Source organism: Methylobacterium phyllosphaerae (genome assembly GCF_001936175.1).
Classification (GTDB): domain Bacteria; phylum Pseudomonadota; class Alphaproteobacteria; order Rhizobiales; family Beijerinckiaceae; genus Methylobacterium; species Methylobacterium fujisawaense.
Window position 1 is genome coordinate 2,883,328 of sequence record NZ_CP015367.1, and the last position, 14,864, is coordinate 2,898,191.

Here is a 14,864-nt window from a genome sequence, read left to right on the forward strand (position 1 = left end):
TGCCGCGGGAACACAACCTGCAAGCGCCGTTCCGCCCGGGCCGGTCACGGGGCGCGGACGGCCTCTTCGGCGCGCCGGCGTAGGGCCGCGCGGTCGATCTTATTGGTCGAGGCGAGGGGCAGCTCCTCGACGAACCAGACCCGGCGCGGGTGCTGGTAGGCCGGCGCGTGGGCGAGCGCGTGCGCCTTGAGAGCGGCCTCGTCGACGGTGGCGCCGGGCCGGCGGACCACGAAGGCGACGGGCTTGGTACCCTTGATGGAATCCTCCACAGGCACCACGCAGGCCTGGAGCACGTCGGGGTGGCGCTCCAGCACCAGCTCGACCTCGCCGGGGAAGATGTTCTCGCCGCCCGAGACGAACATGTCGTCGGTCCGGCCGAGGAAGTAAAAGAACCCGTCGGCGTCGCGGCGGAACACGTCGCCGGTGTCGTAGAATCCGTCCGCGGTGATCGGAACGGGGACGTCCGGCCGGTTGTGGTAGCCGAGCATGATCGCGGGGCTGCGCATCTGCAGAACGCCGGTCGCCGGCCCGTCTGGCCCGACGAGGCGCACCGAGACCTGGGGATGCGGCGCGCCGACCGACGCGACCGGCGTCGGCAGGCCGTCCGGATGGTCGCCGAACACGACCGGGCCGCCCTCGGTGGTCCCGTAGGCGTTGAGGATGCGGGCGTTCGGCAGGAGTGCGCGGATCTGCCGGGCCAGGGCGTCGTTGACGGGCGCCGAGCCCATTCGCACCGTCCGCACGCCGGTGAGGTCGGCCTCCGCCAGGAGATCCGGCTCCCGCAGCATCATGGCGATCATCGGCGGCACGGCGGTGAGCCACGTGCAGCGATGGCGATCGATCGCCGCAATGTAGGCCCGCGCCTCGAATTGCGGCAGCAGCACCATCGTGGCGCCAGCCGCGCAGACGAGGAGCGCCAGGGCCAGCGCGTTCATGTGGTAGAGCGGGGCCGCGACGAGCAGCCGGTCGTCGCGCAGGTTCGTCTCCGCGGCGCGGGTCCGCGCCACCCAGAGGTGGCTCGCATGGCTCAGCCGCACGCCCTTCGGCCGGCCCGTGGAGCCGGACGTGTACAGGAACAGAGCCGCCTCGCCGGGCTCCGGCACGATCGGCACGAAGGGTCCGGGATCGAGCCAGGCCGCAAAACCCTCCGGCCCGTCATCGTCGAACCCGGCGATCCGGATATCGGGGTCGAGCCCCGCCAGCATCGCCCGGCGCGGGCGGTCGCAGAGCACGAGCCGCGCCCCGCAATCGGCGAGCACGGCCGCGATCGTGGCCGGCGGGAACTTGTGATTGACCGGGACCGGGACCACGCCGGCCCGCATCGCGCCGAGCAGCGCCGCGACGGTGTCGGGCCGGTTGGTCGAGAGGATCGCGACCCGCGCGCCGCGGGAGATCCCGCCGCGTACGAGGCCGCGGGCGAAGGCGTCGGCCCTGGCATCGAGGCCGGCGCGGGTCATCACCTCGGGCCCGCCCTCGGGGGCGACGCCGATGATGAGTGGCCGGTCCGGCGGCCCGGACCGGTCGACGAGGTCGCCGAGATTGGTCGCACCCGTGGTCGCACACGTCATAGGGCCGCCCGGCACGCGAGATGGAGGTCGAAGGCCGGCAGCGTCAGATCGGCCGCGTCCGGCCCGTGCCGGACCCAAGTCGCCTCCGGGAGGACGGCCGAGCGGGCTTCGAGGGCGTCGAGGCCGCGAAAGTCCAGGCCGAGGGCGGCGAAACGGGCGGCCGGCCCCGGCACGATCACGATCCGCGTCTCCCCGACCCGGATCGTGAAGCCGGCGCCCACGGCCTCGGCCGGAGCGCCGATCGCGGCCGCGTAGAGGTAAGCGTCGGCCTCCGGCGCCGGGCTCTCGATCGTCAGCGCGTCGATCCCCGAAAAGCCGTTCGGATGGTCGAGCCATTCGGGGCGCCAGACGAGATCCGGGGTCAGGTGCTCGCAATGGTAGAGGCGACCCGCCGGAAACAGGTGTGCCGGCACCCGCACCGTGCGGAATTGGGCCTGTTCCGTGCGGCCGTCGACGGTCACCGGGCGCGAGAAGGCGACGGGCGGACTGGCCGCGAGCCCCGCTGCCGCCAGCCGCGCATGGGTCGCGTCGGCGTCCCGGCTCGCCACCACGAGCCCATTCAGGCCGAACGGGCTGTCCAGAACGTCCTGCCGCTGCGGCCCCATTTCGGGCACGCCGACAAGCTCCAGGTAGGGGCCTGCCGTCATCATCAGGTGGTTGATCGAGCCCAGCGAGTGGTGGCCGCGGGGTGTCAGCGAGAAGCCGAGGGCGGCGAACAGGTCCGCCGCCTCGTCCATCCGCCGCAGCACGTTGATCACGACGTGGTCGAGGGCCCCGTCCGCCGGGGCGCCGGGGGGCGGCCCCGTCATTTCGCCGGCGCCGTCATGTAGACGCCGCGGCCGCTCGCGAGCAGACGTCCCGCATCGTCGAGGATCTGCGCCTCGGCGACCGAGAGCTGGTTGCCGAACTTCACCACCGTGCCGCGGCAGGTGAGATCGCCCTGCATCGCGGCGCGGTGATAATCGACCCGCAGGTCCACCGTGGGGACGCCCCGGCCGGTCTTGGAGACCAGCGCCCAGTCGGCAGTGAGGTCGACGAGCGTCGCCAGGATGCCGCCGTGGACGTAGCCGCGCTCGGCGTTGACGACCCATTCGGGCCGCCACGTCGCCTTCAGCTCGATCGTGCCCTCGCCGACGGCGACGACGGAGAGGCCGAGCCACTGGTGGAACGGGCCGCGCAGCAGCAGCGCCTCGACCTGCTCCTTGCTGAGGGGGGTGTCGGACATGGCTTCGGGATCTCCTCGGGCGGGGCTGGTGGCGACGACGCGCGGCGGACCGGCCTCAGACGGTGTCAGGGGTGACGACGATCTTGCCCATGACCTCGCGGTCGCGGATCATCCGCAGGCCCTCGGCGGCCTCTTCCAGGGGCAGGACCTTGTCGATGGTCGGCTTCAGCGTGCCGGCCTGAATCATGTCCATCAGGGCCGACAGGTCGTCGTCGTAGAAGCTGTTCGAGCCGATCACCTTGAGCTCGAAGCTCCAGATGTAGCGGAGATCCTCCTTGGGATCGTGTCCCGCGGTCGCCCCGCAGACGAGCAGCGTGCCGCCGCGCTTCAAGCACTTGAGCGAGGGCACCCAGGTGTCGCCGCCGGTGAAGTTGATCACCACGTCGACCCCGCCCTCGTAGGTCCGGCGTTGCGGCTTGCCGTACTGCTGGATCGCCCACTTGGAGAAGTCGGTCTCGCGGTAGTTGACGACGTGGTCGGCGCCGAGCGCCGTCAGCGCCGCCATCTTCTCCGCGCTACCCGCGCAGGCGATCACCTCGGCGCCGAGCTGCTTGGCCAGCATCACGCAGCCGGTGCCGACGCCGCCGCTGGCGCCCAGGATCAGGACCTTGTCGCCGGCCTTCACGGTGTTGTGGGTGATCAGCATGCGGTGGGCCGTTCCGTAGGCCACCGGCAGGGAGGCGGCGTCCGCGTAGCTCACGTCCGGCGGCATTGCGATCAGCTGGCCCGTCGAGACCCGGCAATACTCGGCCATGCCGCCGTCGAGCATCTCGCCCATCAGGCCCTTGGCCTTGTTGAGCGGGTTGACCAGAACCCGGTCGCCGACGCGCCACTCCGCGACGCCCTCGCCGAGCTCGACGATCTGTCCGGCCATGTCGAGGCCGATCACCACCGGCATCGGCACCTTGATGCCGGGCATGCCCTTCACGGTGAATACGTCGTGGTAGTTGAATGAGGTCGCGCCGACGCGGATCAGAACCTCGCCCGGGCCGGGGGACGGCTTCGGATAGTCGTTCACCACCTTCAGCGTGTCGATGTCGCCGTGCGCCTCCAGCACGAGCGCCTTCATCGTCTCAGCCATCGGGAAAACCCTCTTCTGCAGGTCGGAAAGGCTACGGGATCGTCTTCGACCGCTCGTAGGGGCCGGGAACCAGGGCGGTGTCGGGCAGGCTGCCCTGGACGGCGCCGACCGCCTTGAACACGTCGAATTCGCGCTTCAGCGAGGCGATGTCGGCAGGCTCTAGGCTGACCGTGTAGATGCCGTCCCAGAGACCCGCGTAGGCGGCGGCGTCGGCATCGCTTAGGTTCGCGGCGGCCTTCAGGATCTTGGCCACCCCGGGCTTGTCGGCTTGGCCGAACGCGTAGGCCTTGCGCATCGCGGCCACGACCTTGGCGGGCGCGTCCGGATTCTGGGTCATCCAGGCGTTGCGCATCAGGCCGACGCCGAGGACCGGCGGCGCGTCCTGCTGGGTGAGGCGCTTCCACTCCTCCCGGAAGGTGCCCAGACGGCGCAGCTTGACGCCCGGCAGGAGCGCGAGGGTCACGGTGCGCAGGGCTGCCGCGTCGATGTCCTTCTGGACGAGGAATTGCGCCAGCCGGGAATCGTTGCCGGGCACGGCCTGGTAATCGGCGGGCTTCAGGCCGTGATTGGTCTCCAGGATCGCCGCCGCAATGGCGGCGGTGCCGCTGCCCGCGGGCGAAGTGCCGATCTTCTTGGCCCTAAGGTCGGCCATCGTCTTGATCGGCGAGTCCTCAAGGACGACGAACTCGAGGTCGGCCACCTGCGTCGCCAGGACGATGCTCATCGGCAGGCCGTCGGCGGTCACGCTCAGCGCCGTTCCCGCGCTCGCCGCGATCGCGAAATCGATCGCCCCGGCGGCCATGGCCTTGGTGGGCGCGTTCACGTCCGGAAACTTGACGTATTCGGCCGTCAGCCCCTCCTTCTCCATGAACTTGCCGGCCTCCAGCACGGCGCCGAAGCCGAGGCTGATGCCGGAGCTCCAGTAGCCGATGCGCACCGTCTCGGCGCGCGCGAGGGCGGGCAGGCCGACCGCGCAGAGCGCGGCGACGGCGAGGACGCGGATCCGTTTCAAGGCGTTCTCCAGGGGGTGCAAAGAGAGGACGTGCGACGGGCGTTTCCCCGCGTGGCTTCGGCCGTCACGGCTGCGCCACCTTCTTCCAGGCGAACAGGCGCTGCTCGGCCGGCTTCAGGACGAGCGTCTCGAGTCCGATCATCAGGGCGACCAGGGTGAGGGTCCAGGCGAAGACCTGATCGGTCTGGACGAGGTCCGCCGCCTGCCGCAGGCGGTAGCCGATGCCGCTGCTCGCCCCCAGCGACTCCGCCACGAGCACGACCCGCGCCCCGAAGCCGATGGCGAGGCGCGCGCCCGAGAAGAAGGCGGGCAGGATCGTCGGCAGGTAGATCTTGGTCAGCACCTTGTGGCGCGGCATGCGAAAGGTGCGGGCGAGTTCGAGATGCTCGGCGCTGACCGTGCGCGTGCCCTGCCAGACGTTGGTCAGGATCAACGGCATCGCGGTCATGAACACCACGAAGATCGTGGTCCAGTTCGACAGACCGAACCAGATCAGCGCGAAGATCGCCCAGATCGCCGACGAGACGGTGTTGGTCACCGTCAGCACCGGCTCGAAGAACCGGCCTAGGCGAGGGCTCGCGCCGAGCAGCAGGCCGAGCGGCAGCCCCACCAGGGCCGCGAAGGCGAGGCCCGCGCCGATCCGGCCCAGCGTGATGCCGAGATCGGCGGCGAAACTCGGCGTGGCGACGAGGCCGAGCCAGGCGTGCCAGACCCGCGCGGGGCTCGGCAGGACGAAGCTCGGCGCGTGCAGCGATCCGAGTTGCCACGCGGCCAGCGCCAGGGCGAGGAGGGCGAGCCTCTGGAGGAGCACGCCCGCCCGGCGTCCGGCGCCGGACGTCCGTGTCTGCCGGATCAGGCGCGGCGGGGTCTTCACGAGCATCGCGCGCTCGCGGCGGAGAGGCTGATGCGCAGGCGCCGGACCTCCTCGGCGACCTCCGCCGAGAGGGGGTCGCGGGGATACGGCAGGTCGATCGCCCGGACCGCACCGATCCGGCCCGGACGCGGGTGCAGAACGACCACTTGGCTCGCCAACACCACCGCCTCCTCAACGTCGTGCGTGACGAAGACGAGGGTCATCGCCCGCAGGTCGGCGATGCGCAGCAGCTCCGCGTGCATCTGCGCGCGGATCTCGGGATCGAGCTTCGAGAACGGCTCGTCGAGGAGCAGGATCCGGGGCTCGGTGACGAGGCTGCGCGCGAGCGCCACCCGGCTGCGCATGCCCCCCGACAATTCGTGCGGGTAGGCGTCGCGGAAGGCCTCGAGCCCGACGAGCCGCAGGGTCTCGTTGACCCGCCGCGCCCGCTCCGCCCGGCCCATGCGTCCGGCCTCGAGCCCGAAGGCGACATTCTGGGCGGCCGTGCGCCAGGGCAGCAGCCGGTCCTCCTGGAACATGTAGGTCATCGCCCGCCAGTCGCGGAAGGCGTGCGACGGGATGCCGTTCAGGAGGACGGCACCCTGATCGGGCTCGACCAGCCCGGCGATCATGTTCAGGAGGGTGCTCTTGCCGCAGCCCGACGCGCCCAGGATCGCGACGATCGCGTGCTGCGGGATCGCGATGTCGATGGCGTCCAGGACGTGGAGCGGCCCGCCCTCGCGCCGGTCGAACCACTTGCTGACGTGGTCGAGTTCGACGGCGTTCACGGCTCGCCCCCCTCGGCCCGGGACGTCCGCACCGGCGCCACCACGGCGGTGTCGCGCAGGCTGGCGATGACCTTCTCCAGGGTCATGTCGCGGAACGTCTCGACGTGGCGGCGCGCCACCAGGGCGGCGCTGTCGGCATCCCCCGCCACGAGATGCTCGATCATCGCGGTGTGGTCGTTCTCGATGTTCGGCCTGACCCCCTGCACGCCGAAGCCGAGGGCGACGAGGCGGGTCATCTCGTCGAGGAGGCCCGACAGGGTCCGGTACAGGCGTCCGTTCCCGGCCGCGGCGGCGATCGCGAGGTGGAAACCCCGGTTGGCCTCCAGGAAGAAGTCGATCTGGTTGCCCATTTCCACCGTGATCTTGCGGCGGCAGGCCTGCTCGAGGCGCTCCAGATGCGCCCGGTTCACGCGGCCGGCGGCGCCCCGGGCCGCGAGGGGCTCGAGCTCCATCCGGAGGGCGAAGACCTCGTCGACATCCTTCACGGTCACCGGGCTGACCCGGTAGCCGTGCCGCGGCATCGAGCTGACGAAGCCTTCCTGGGCCAGGCGCTGCAGCGCGATCCGGCAGCTCGCCTTCCCGATCTCGAACCGCTCCATCACCTCGGCCTCGGTGAAGCGCGTGCCGGGCAGGAGGCGGCAGGCGACGATCTCGCGCCGCATCAGGTCGTAGGCCTGATTGCCCTTGCGCGTGGCGTCGGGGACGGCGAGCACCGTCGCCATCGAGCGAGCCGGCCGGGACCTGTCATCGCGCGTCGTCATGGCCCCTCGCTGTTCGGGCATTGAGGCTCCCACAGCACGCTGTGAGCAGCTCACCGCACGCAGGACATGTGCCAACCACGCGTCCGCCCGGCGGCGCCCATTGGGCATTGGTGAGCAGAACGATTGTCGGATGCCGGCATTCGCCCCGGGCTGGGAAGCTCAGATGCGCCGGGTGATCAGCTCAGCACGCCCTGTGGGCATGTCATGCCGTATTTATGCGCAACCGGCGCGCGCTCTGTAAATGGAATACCCGTCCAATTTTCCCGAAGGTATTGGGATAAGGAACCTTTCGAAACTCTTCGACGCAGAACAATCTGTGTCTTCTTTAGGCAGGCGCCGCGCCCTACACGATGTCGGGCTGGCCGCGCCGGTGCTCGTGCCCCGCGATGACGCGGCGCAGGAGCCGGGTCAGGGTGTCCTGCTCCGCCGGGGTGAGGGCCTCGACGGTCAGGGCGTGCGCGGCCCGCGCCGCCGGCTCCATCGCGCTGTGGAGCGCGGCCCCCGCTTCGGTCAGCCGACAGACCTGCGCGCGGCGGTCGAGGGGCGAGGTCGAGCGGCTCACCAGGCCGCGCGCCGCGAGGCGTTTCAGGGCGCCGGTCGTCGTCGTCCGGTCGAGGGCGACCGCGCTCGCGAGGGTCGTCTGATCGGCCTCCGCCAGGTCCCGCAGCAGCGACAGCAGGCTGTACTGCAGCGGAGTGACGCGAAACGCGGCACAGCTTTCCGCGAAAAGGCTGACGTGGATCTGGTGCATGCGGCGGGCGAGGAAGCCCGGGCGCTCGCCCAGGGGCCAGTGCCGCGTGTCCGCCGCCCCGTTCGCCTTTGCCGACCCCGCCGCGAATCCGGCGTCCAGGCCCTCATCCATCGTCCGACTCCGCAGAACGGTTCCAGTCTTGGCACGCCGCGTGCAACGCCGGAATACGAAGCATGCTTCGCTTTTGGCAAGGGCGAGGCCGGCGCGCGCCGGCCGGAACCACGAGGTCGACATGGACAATCGCCGCTACGATCTGGTTCTGCGGGGCGGGCGGGTCATCTGCCCGGCCTCCGGCATCGACGGCATCCGCGACGTCGCGGTGCGGGACGGGCGCATCGCCGCCGTGGCGGAGACGATCCTGCCCTCGGCCGCCGCCGAGGTCATCGACGTCGCGGGCAAGCTCGTCCTGCCCGGCATGATCGACACCCACGCCCACGTCTACCAGTACGTCACCGGCCGGTTCGGCCTGAACCCCGACATGGTCGGCGTGCGCTCGGGCGTCACGACGGTGGTGGACCAGGGCGGCCCGTCCTGCATGACCCTGCCGGGCTTCCGCCACTTCATCGCCGAGCGGTCGCAGACGCAGGTGCTCGCCTTCCTGTCGGCCTACCTCGTCGGTGGCCTGGAGGGGCATTTCTACCCGAACCTCTACAGCCCGGACGGCGTCGATATCGATGCGACGGTGAAGTCGGCCACCGAGAACCGCGACCTCGTGCGCGGCATCAAAGGCCATGCCGAGATCGGCGGCTTCGCCCGCTGGGGCATCAAGGTGATGGAGATGGCCGCCGAGATCAGCCGGCGCGCCGACCTGCCGCTCTACGTGCATTTCGGCCAGCTCTGGGGCCTGCCGGAATCCGGCGCCAACGGCGAGGATGCCGACACCATCGTCGAGCGGGTGATCCCCCTGCTGCGGCCCGGCGACGTGCTGGCCCATCCCTTCACCCGCCACCCGGGCGGCTTCATCAACGAGCAGGGCGAGGTCCACCACATCATCCGCCGAGCCATGGAGGCCGGGCTGAAGGTCGATGTCGGCCACGGCAGCCACTTCTCCTACCGCGTCGCCCGCGCCTCGCTGCCGGCGGGCGTGATCCCCTACACGCTGGGCGCCGACATGCACGGCTACAACACCGAGGTGCCTCAACCCGCCGGCACCCCGGACGAACACCACGACGACGAGAACCATCCCTTCCTCGGCCAAGCCCGCTTCAGCCTGACCCAGGCGATGAGCTCGATGATGGCGCTCGGCATCCCGCTGGAGGACGTGGTGCCGATGGTGACGTCGCATCCGGCCGAGATGCTGCGCATGGGCGACCGGATCGGCGCCCTCAAGGTTGGATACGCGGCCGACGTCTCGGTGCTGCACGACGATCGCGGCCGCTTCCTGCTGCGCGACAACGAGGACACGCGGGTGATCGCCGACCGCCTGCTGCGCCCGGCCTTCTGCCTGCGCGCGGGCCGGCGGTTCGAGGCCGACTCGCCGATCCTGCCTCAGGCGATCGCGGCCTGAGGTGGCGCCGATGCCCGCCTTCGTCCTCGACGACGCGACACCGCCGGATCCGCGCCGCCGCTGGGACAGCCTGGACGCGGCGGCCCGGGGCGCCTGCTACGACAACAACGCGGGCGTGCCCGACAGCGCCGCGCAGGTCGCCGCCCGCAACGCGGCCTCCGCGACCTACCGGGCCGCGCATCCGGACGGGCTCGACATCCCCTACGCCGCCGGAGCGCGCACGGGCTTCGACCTCTACCCGGCGACGGAGACGGGGGCGCCCTGCCTCGTCTTCGTCCACGGCGGCTACTGGCAGCGCAACGCCCGGGCCGATTTCGCCTGCTTCGCGGAGGGCCTGAACGCGGCCGGCTGGTCCGTGGCGATGCCGGGCTACACGCTGGCACCCGAGGCGAGCCTCACCGGCATCGTCGCCGAGATCGGTGCCGCCCTCGACTGGCTCGCCGTGCACGGACCGGCGCGCGGGATCGGCGGGCCGACGATCCTTGCCGGCTGGTCCGCGGGGGCGCACCTCGCCGCTCTCCACCTCGGACATCCCGCCGTGTCCGCGGTCCTGGCGATCTCCGGCGTCTACGACCTCGCGCCGATCCGCGAGACCTACCTGAACGAGAAGCTCGGGCTGACCGAGGTCGAGATCGAGACGCTGTCGCCCCTGCGGCTGGCGGTCACGCCGAAGCCCATGACGATCGCCTACGGCAGCCGGGAGCTGCCCGCCCTCGTCCACGACGCACGCAACCTCCACGCCCTGCGCAGCGCCGCCCACGCGCCGGGCGCCCTGCTGCCTGTGCCGGGCGCCGACCACTTCTCGATCCTCGACGGATTCCGCCGGCCCGACGGCATCCTGGTCCGGGCCGCGCAGGACCTTCTCGGAGGCGCCCGATGAGCCGCGAGGGCGTCGGGGCCTCCCTGCCCCGCAAGGAGGACGACCGCCTGATGCGCGGGCGCGGCCAGTATGTCGGCGACCTCCGGTTGCCGGGCCTGCAGGACGTCGCCTTCGTGCGCAGTCCGATGGCGCATGCCCGGATCCGCGCCATCCACGTGCCGGAAGCCTGCCGCGACCGCGTCTTCACCGCCGCCGACCTCGAAGGGGTGCTGCCGATCCGGGCCGTCTCGGGGCTGCCCGGCTTCAAGGTCTCCGAGCAGCCGGTGCTCGCCACCGGCAAGGTCCGGCAGGTGGGCGAGTTGGTGGCGATGTGCGTCGCCCCGACCCGCGCGGAGGCCGAGGACATCGCCGCCTCCGTGGTGCTCGACCTGGAGGAATTGCCCGCAATCCACGACATGCTGGCCGCGCGCGAGCCGGGCTCCGCCCTCGTCCACGAGCACTGGGGCGACAACGTCTTCCTGGAGACCCTGGTCGACGTCGGCATCGAGAGTGCCCTCGACGCGCCGATCCGGGTCAGCCGCACCATCTCGACGGGGCGGCAATGCATGGCGCCGATCGAGGGCCGCGGCACCGTCGTGCAGCTCGATCACCGCCTCGACCAGCTCGTCGTCCACACCGCGAGCCAGATGCCGCACATCGTGCGCAACGGCCTCTCGGAGTGCCTCGGGATCGAGCAGGGGCGCATCCGCATCGTCTCGCCGGATGTCGGCGGCGGATTCGGCTACAAGGCGATCCTGCTCGCCGAGGACGTGGCGCTGGCGTGGCTCGCGCTCCGCTGCGGCCACCCGGTCCGCTGGCTGGAGGACCGACGCGAGCACCTGACCGCCAACGCCAATTGCCGCGAGCACCATTACCGCATCACCGCCTACGCGGAGCGGGACGGGACCCTGCGCGGCATCGACTGCGAGGCCACCGTCGATTCCGGCGCCTACTCGGCCTATCCGTTCTCGGCCTGCCTGGAGGCCGCGCAAGTCGCCAGCATCCTGCCGGGGCCCTACGACTTCCCGGCCTATCGCTGCCGGACATGGTCCGTGGCGACCAACAAGTGCCCGATCCTGCCCTATCGGGGGGTGGCGCGCACCGGCGTCTGCTTCGCCCTAGAACTGGTGCTCGACGCGGTCGCCCGCGCGGCGGGGGTCGCGCCCGAGATTGTGCGCGAGAAGAACCTCGTGCGGCCTGACCAGATGCCGTTCGACAACATCACGAAGAAGCACTTCGACAGCGGCGACTACCCGGAGGCCCTGGCCCGGGCGCTGAAGGCCATCGACGTGGAGGCGGTCCGCGCACGCCAGCGGCAGGGCGAGCCGGATGGGCGCCGGATCGGCCTCGGCCTCGCGATCTACTGCGAGCAGGCGGCGCACGGCACCTCGGTCTATTCCGGCTGGGGGATCCCGATGGTGCCGGGCCACGAGCAGGCCAGCGCCCGCCTGACCCCGGACGGCGGCCTGGAGCTGCGGATCGGCGCCCATTCCCACGGCCAGGGTCTGGAGACGACCCTCGCCCAGGTCGCCCACGAGATCCTGGGCGTGCCGGTGGCGCGTACCCGCCTCGTCCACGGCGACACGGCGATGACACCCTACTCCACCGGCTCCTGGGGCTCGCGCGTGATGGTGATGGCCGGCGGCGCGGTCGCGGCGGCCTGCGAGGAACTGCGCGCCCGCGCCGTGCGGATCGGCGCCCACCTGCTCCAGGCGCGGCCCGAGGCGTGCCGCTTCGAAGGCGGCCACGTCGTCGGCCCCACGGGCGACGTCCCGCTCGAGGCCATCGCCCGCACCTGGTACCGGCGCCCGCAGGATCTCGCGCCCGACACCGATCCCGGCGGCCTCGAAGTCACCGCCGGCTACAAGCCGGTGCGCGATTCCGGCACCTTCTCGTACGCGGCGCACGCGGCCGTGGTGGCGGTCGATCCCGATCTCGGAGCGGTCGAGATCCTCGACTACGTCATCGTCGAGGACGGCGGCACGCTGGTGAATCCCCTCGTGGTCGACGGCCAGATCTACGGCGGCCTCGCCCAGGGGATCGGCACGGCGCTGTTCGAGGAGGTGCGCTTCGACGGGCGCGGCCAGCCGCTCGCCTCGACCTTCGCCGACTACCTCCTGCCCGGCGCCGCCGACGTGCCGATGGCGCGCATCGACCACATGGAGACGCCCTCGCCCTACACGCGCTTCGGCCAGAAGGGCATCGGCGAGGGCGGCGCCATCGCGCCCCCGGCGGCGCTGGCCAACGCCGTCAACGACGCGCTGGCGCCGCTGGGCGTCGAGATGCTGCATTCCCCCGTCACCCCCCGACGCATCGTGGAGGCCGTGCTCGCCGCCCGCGCGCCCGCCGAGACCGCGCGGGAGGCCGCATGAAGCCCGCACCCTTCGCCTGGGAGCGGCCGGGCAGCCTCGCCGCGCTCTTGGACCGCCTCGCACAGGCCACCTGCAACGTGAAGCTGATCGCGGGAGGGCAGTCCCTCGGGCCGATGCTGAACCTGCGCCTCGTCGAGCCGGATCTCATCCTCGACATCACCGGCATCCCCGAGCTCCACGAAGCCCGGGTCGAGGGCGACACGCTCGTCCTCGGGGCCTGCGTGACCCATGCCGACATCGAGGACGGGCGCGTTGCCGACGTCACCGGCGGCGCGCTGCAGCGGGTGGCGTCGGCGATCGCCTACCGGCCGGTGCGCAACCGCGGCACGGTCGGCGGCAGCCTCGTCCACGCCGATCCGGCCGCCGACTGGGTCAGCGCCCTGACGGCCCTCGGTGCCGAGGTCGAGATCGCGGGCCGGAACGGCCGCCGCACCCTGCCGGTGGAGCGCTTCGTCACCGGCGCCCTCGAAGTGGCGCTCGGCGCGGGCGAGATCCTCGTCGCCGTGCGCGTGCCGGCGCTGCCGGCGGGCGCCGCCTGGGGCTACGTCAAGCACTGTGCGAAGATCGGCGAGTTCGCCCACGCCATCGGAGCCGTGCGCCTCGAACCCGGCGCGGGCCGGGGCCGGGCCGTGATCGGCGCGGTCGAGGGGCCGCCCGTGCTCCTGGCCGATGCGCGCCCGCTCTTCGGCGGCCGCATCGGCGCCGACTTCGCCGCGCGCTTCGATTCCCGGGTCGCGGATCAGGCCCTGCGGGAGGCCGGGATGGCCGACGCGGTCGAGCGGCACATCCACGTCACCGTCCTCGCCCGCGCGGTGGCGGCGGCCGGGCCCGTTCCCCACGCCAAGCCCCTTCCGGAGGCCGCATGAGCGCCGCGCTGGCCGAACCCGGGGCGTCCCGCATGGCCCTCGCGCTGACGGTGAACGGCCGCGCCGTCCGGGTCGCGGCCGAGCCACGCAGCCATCTCGGCGACGTGCTGCGCGACGGGCTCGACCTCACCGGCACGCATCTGGGCTGCGAGCACGGCGTCTGCGGCGCCTGCACGGTGCTGCTCGACGGCGAGCCCGCCCGCGCCTGCCTGACCTTCGCGGGCGCCTGCGCGGGCGCCGCCGTCACCACGATCGAGGGTCTCGACACGGACGCGATCACGGGCGAGCTGCGGGCCGCCTTCAACCGCGAGCATGCGCTCCAGTGCGGCTACTGCACGCCCGGGATGCTGGTGGCCGCCCGCGACCTGGTCCTGCGGCTGCCCGAAGCCGACGAGCGGCGGATCCGCGTCGGCCTGTCGGGCAATCTCTGCCGCTGCACCGGCTATGCCGGCATCGTCCGGGCCGTGATGGCGGTGATCGCGGACCGGCGCGGGCGCGGCATCCCCCCGGAGACCGGCGCGGGGCGTGCCCTCGGCCCGGTCGGCGCGCGGGTCGGCGAGGCGATGGTCGCGCCCCTGACTCCGCCGGCCAAGCCCCTCGCCCCGGTCGCGCCCGCCGCGGTGGCGGATCTGTCCGACACCTTTGAGCCGGCTCACAGCTTCACGCAGGCGCTCGACCTCGCGCATCCGCCGGAGGCCGTCTTCGCGCTGCTGGGCGATATCGACGCGGTCGCCGCCTGCCTGCCCGGCGCGGTCCTGACGACGCGGCCCGCGCCTGACGCCGTGGAGGGCGGCCTGCAGGCGCGGATCGGACCGATCGCCGTGACGTTCCGCGGTCGCGCCCGCCTCACGCGGCAGGAGGCGGCGCGGACCGGCTCGGTCCACGGCGCCGGAACCGACTCCGGCGGCCGCTCGGCCACCGAGGGCCGGATCCGCTACCGGGTCGAGGCTGGACCGGCGCCGGGCACCGCCCGGGTCGCACTCGACGTCGGCTACACCCTGACCGGGCCACTCGCCCAGTTCGGCCGCCCCGGCCTCGTGCGCGACCTCGCCGGCCGCATCGCGGCGGAGTTCGCCCGCAACCTCGATGCCCGGCTCTCGGGCGTCGCGGCCCCGGCCCCCGCCGGCCTCAACCCGCTCCGCCTGCTCCTCGGCCTCGCCCGCGCGCGCCTCGCGGCGTGGTTCGGCCGCGCCTGATCCCACCCCGCCTGAACGCACCGGA

General features: G+C 72.2%; 14 protein-coding genes. 5 read left to right on the top strand and 9 right to left on the bottom strand.

The features are described from left to right. Positions 1-44: 44 nt before the first annotated feature. The 9 genes from MCBMB27_RS13085 to MCBMB27_RS13125 form a co-directional block, all read right to left on the bottom strand. A complete protein-coding gene (locus tag MCBMB27_RS13085; protein ID WP_053610073.1) occupies positions 45-1,568 on the bottom strand; it encodes a class I adenylate-forming enzyme family protein in 1,524 nt (507 codons plus the stop codon). Beyond that, complete coding sequence (locus MCBMB27_RS13090; protein WP_075380623.1) at positions 1,565-2,377, bottom strand: VOC family protein; 813 nt, start codon at positions 2,375-2,377, stop codon at positions 1,565-1,567. The genes MCBMB27_RS13085 and MCBMB27_RS13090 overlap by 4 nt, the downstream gene beginning before the upstream one ends. Next, on the bottom strand, positions 2,374-2,793 hold the full coding sequence (locus MCBMB27_RS13095) for a PaaI family thioesterase (RefSeq protein WP_043354697.1): 420 nt from the start codon (positions 2,791-2,793) through the stop codon (positions 2,374-2,376). The genes MCBMB27_RS13090 and MCBMB27_RS13095 overlap by 4 nt, the downstream gene beginning before the upstream one ends. A gap of 55 nt (positions 2,794-2,848) precedes the next feature. Then, positions 2,849-3,874 carry a quinone oxidoreductase family protein gene (locus MCBMB27_RS13100; RefSeq protein ID WP_075380624.1) on the bottom strand — a complete coding sequence of 342 codons (1,026 nt, stop codon included), beginning with the start codon at positions 3,872-3,874 and terminating at the stop codon, positions 2,849-2,851. A 31-nt stretch (positions 3,875-3,905) separates the two neighbouring features. Beyond that, positions 3,906-4,886, bottom strand: coding sequence for an ABC transporter substrate-binding protein (locus MCBMB27_RS13105; RefSeq protein WP_075380625.1), 981 nt, complete (start codon positions 4,884-4,886; stop codon positions 3,906-3,908). A 64-nt stretch (positions 4,887-4,950) separates the two neighbouring features. Continuing rightward, positions 4,951-5,766, bottom strand: coding sequence for an ABC transporter permease (locus tag MCBMB27_RS13110; protein ID WP_053610078.1), 816 nt, complete (start codon positions 5,764-5,766; stop codon positions 4,951-4,953). Continuing rightward, on the bottom strand, positions 5,757-6,527 hold the full coding sequence (locus MCBMB27_RS13115; RefSeq protein WP_075380626.1) for an ABC transporter ATP-binding protein: 771 nt from the start codon (positions 6,525-6,527) through the stop codon (positions 5,757-5,759). Before MCBMB27_RS13115 ends, MCBMB27_RS13110 begins: the two co-directional genes overlap by 10 nt. Continuing rightward, entirely contained in the window at positions 6,524-7,288 is a 765-nt protein-coding gene (locus MCBMB27_RS13120; RefSeq protein WP_083683516.1) for a GntR family transcriptional regulator, read from the bottom strand. Before MCBMB27_RS13120 ends, MCBMB27_RS13115 begins: the two co-directional genes overlap by 4 nt. Before the next feature lie 343 nt (positions 7,289-7,631). Continuing rightward, a complete protein-coding gene (locus tag MCBMB27_RS13125; RefSeq protein ID WP_043387770.1) occupies positions 7,632-8,150 on the bottom strand; it encodes a MarR family winged helix-turn-helix transcriptional regulator in 519 nt (172 codons plus the stop codon). A 121-nt stretch (positions 8,151-8,271) separates the two neighbouring features. Here MCBMB27_RS13125 and MCBMB27_RS13130 point away from each other — a divergent pair, with 121 nt between their 5' ends. The 5 genes from MCBMB27_RS13130 to MCBMB27_RS13150 are packed head-to-tail and all read left to right on the top strand — an operon-like array spanning position 8,272 to position 14,839. Then, a complete protein-coding gene (locus MCBMB27_RS13130) occupies positions 8,272-9,546 on the top strand; it encodes an amidohydrolase/deacetylase family metallohydrolase (RefSeq protein WP_075380628.1) in 1,275 nt (424 codons plus the stop codon). A gap of 10 nt (positions 9,547-9,556) precedes the next feature. Next, complete coding sequence (locus MCBMB27_RS13135; RefSeq protein ID WP_075381956.1) at positions 9,557-10,426, top strand: alpha/beta hydrolase; 870 nt, start codon at positions 9,557-9,559, stop codon at positions 10,424-10,426. Beyond that, complete coding sequence (locus MCBMB27_RS13140; protein ID WP_075380629.1) at positions 10,423-12,777, top strand: xanthine dehydrogenase family protein molybdopterin-binding subunit; 2,355 nt, start codon at positions 10,423-10,425, stop codon at positions 12,775-12,777. The genes MCBMB27_RS13135 and MCBMB27_RS13140 overlap by 4 nt, the downstream gene beginning before the upstream one ends. Beyond that, positions 12,774-13,643: an FAD binding domain-containing protein gene (locus MCBMB27_RS13145; protein WP_075380630.1), complete on the top strand. Its 870-nt coding sequence runs from the start codon at positions 12,774-12,776 to the stop codon at positions 13,641-13,643. The genes MCBMB27_RS13140 and MCBMB27_RS13145 overlap by 4 nt, the downstream gene beginning before the upstream one ends. Then, positions 13,640-14,839 (top strand): xanthine dehydrogenase family Fe-S subunit, encoded by a 1,200-nt coding sequence (locus MCBMB27_RS13150; RefSeq protein ID WP_075380631.1) that lies wholly within the window; start codon positions 13,640-13,642, stop codon positions 14,837-14,839. The genes MCBMB27_RS13145 and MCBMB27_RS13150 overlap by 4 nt, the downstream gene beginning before the upstream one ends. Positions 14,840-14,864 lie beyond the last annotated feature (25 nt).

What these genes read in the sequence shown, in the direction of transcription:
- MCBMB27_RS13140 (WP_075380629.1), top strand. Translation starts at nt 10,423, where the DNA reads ATGAGCCGCGAGGGCGTCGGGGCCTCCCTGCCCCGCAAGGAGGACGAC.
- MCBMB27_RS13095 (WP_043354697.1), bottom strand. Translation starts at nt 2,793, where the DNA reads ATGTCCGACACCCCCCTCAGCAAGGAGCAGGTCGAGGCGCTGCTGCTG.
- MCBMB27_RS13090 (WP_075380623.1), bottom strand. Translation starts at nt 2,377, where the DNA reads ATGACGGGGCCGCCCCCCGGCGCCCCGGCGGACGGGGCCCTCGACCAC.
- MCBMB27_RS13130 (WP_075380628.1), top strand. Translation starts at nt 8,272, where the DNA reads ATGGACAATCGCCGCTACGATCTGGTTCTGCGGGGCGGGCGGGTCATC.
- MCBMB27_RS13150 (WP_075380631.1), top strand. Translation starts at nt 13,640, where the DNA reads ATGAGCGCCGCGCTGGCCGAACCCGGGGCGTCCCGCATGGCCCTCGCG.
- MCBMB27_RS13120 (WP_083683516.1), bottom strand. Translation starts at nt 7,288, where the DNA reads ATGACGACGCGCGATGACAGGTCCCGGCCGGCTCGCTCGATGGCGACG.
- MCBMB27_RS13110 (WP_053610078.1), bottom strand. Translation starts at nt 5,766, where the DNA reads ATGCTCGTGAAGACCCCGCCGCGCCTGATCCGGCAGACACGGACGTCC.
- MCBMB27_RS13135 (WP_075381956.1), top strand. Translation starts at nt 9,557, where the DNA reads ATGCCCGCCTTCGTCCTCGACGACGCGACACCGCCGGATCCGCGCCGC.
- MCBMB27_RS13100 (WP_075380624.1), bottom strand. Translation starts at nt 3,874, where the DNA reads ATGGCTGAGACGATGAAGGCGCTCGTGCTGGAGGCGCACGGCGACATC.
- MCBMB27_RS13125 (WP_043387770.1), bottom strand. Translation starts at nt 8,150, where the DNA reads ATGGATGAGGGCCTGGACGCCGGATTCGCGGCGGGGTCGGCAAAGGCG.
- MCBMB27_RS13085 (WP_053610073.1), bottom strand. Translation starts at nt 1,568, where the DNA reads ATGACGTGTGCGACCACGGGTGCGACCAATCTCGGCGACCTCGTCGAC.
- MCBMB27_RS13145 (WP_075380630.1), top strand. Translation starts at nt 12,774, where the DNA reads ATGAAGCCCGCACCCTTCGCCTGGGAGCGGCCGGGCAGCCTCGCCGCG.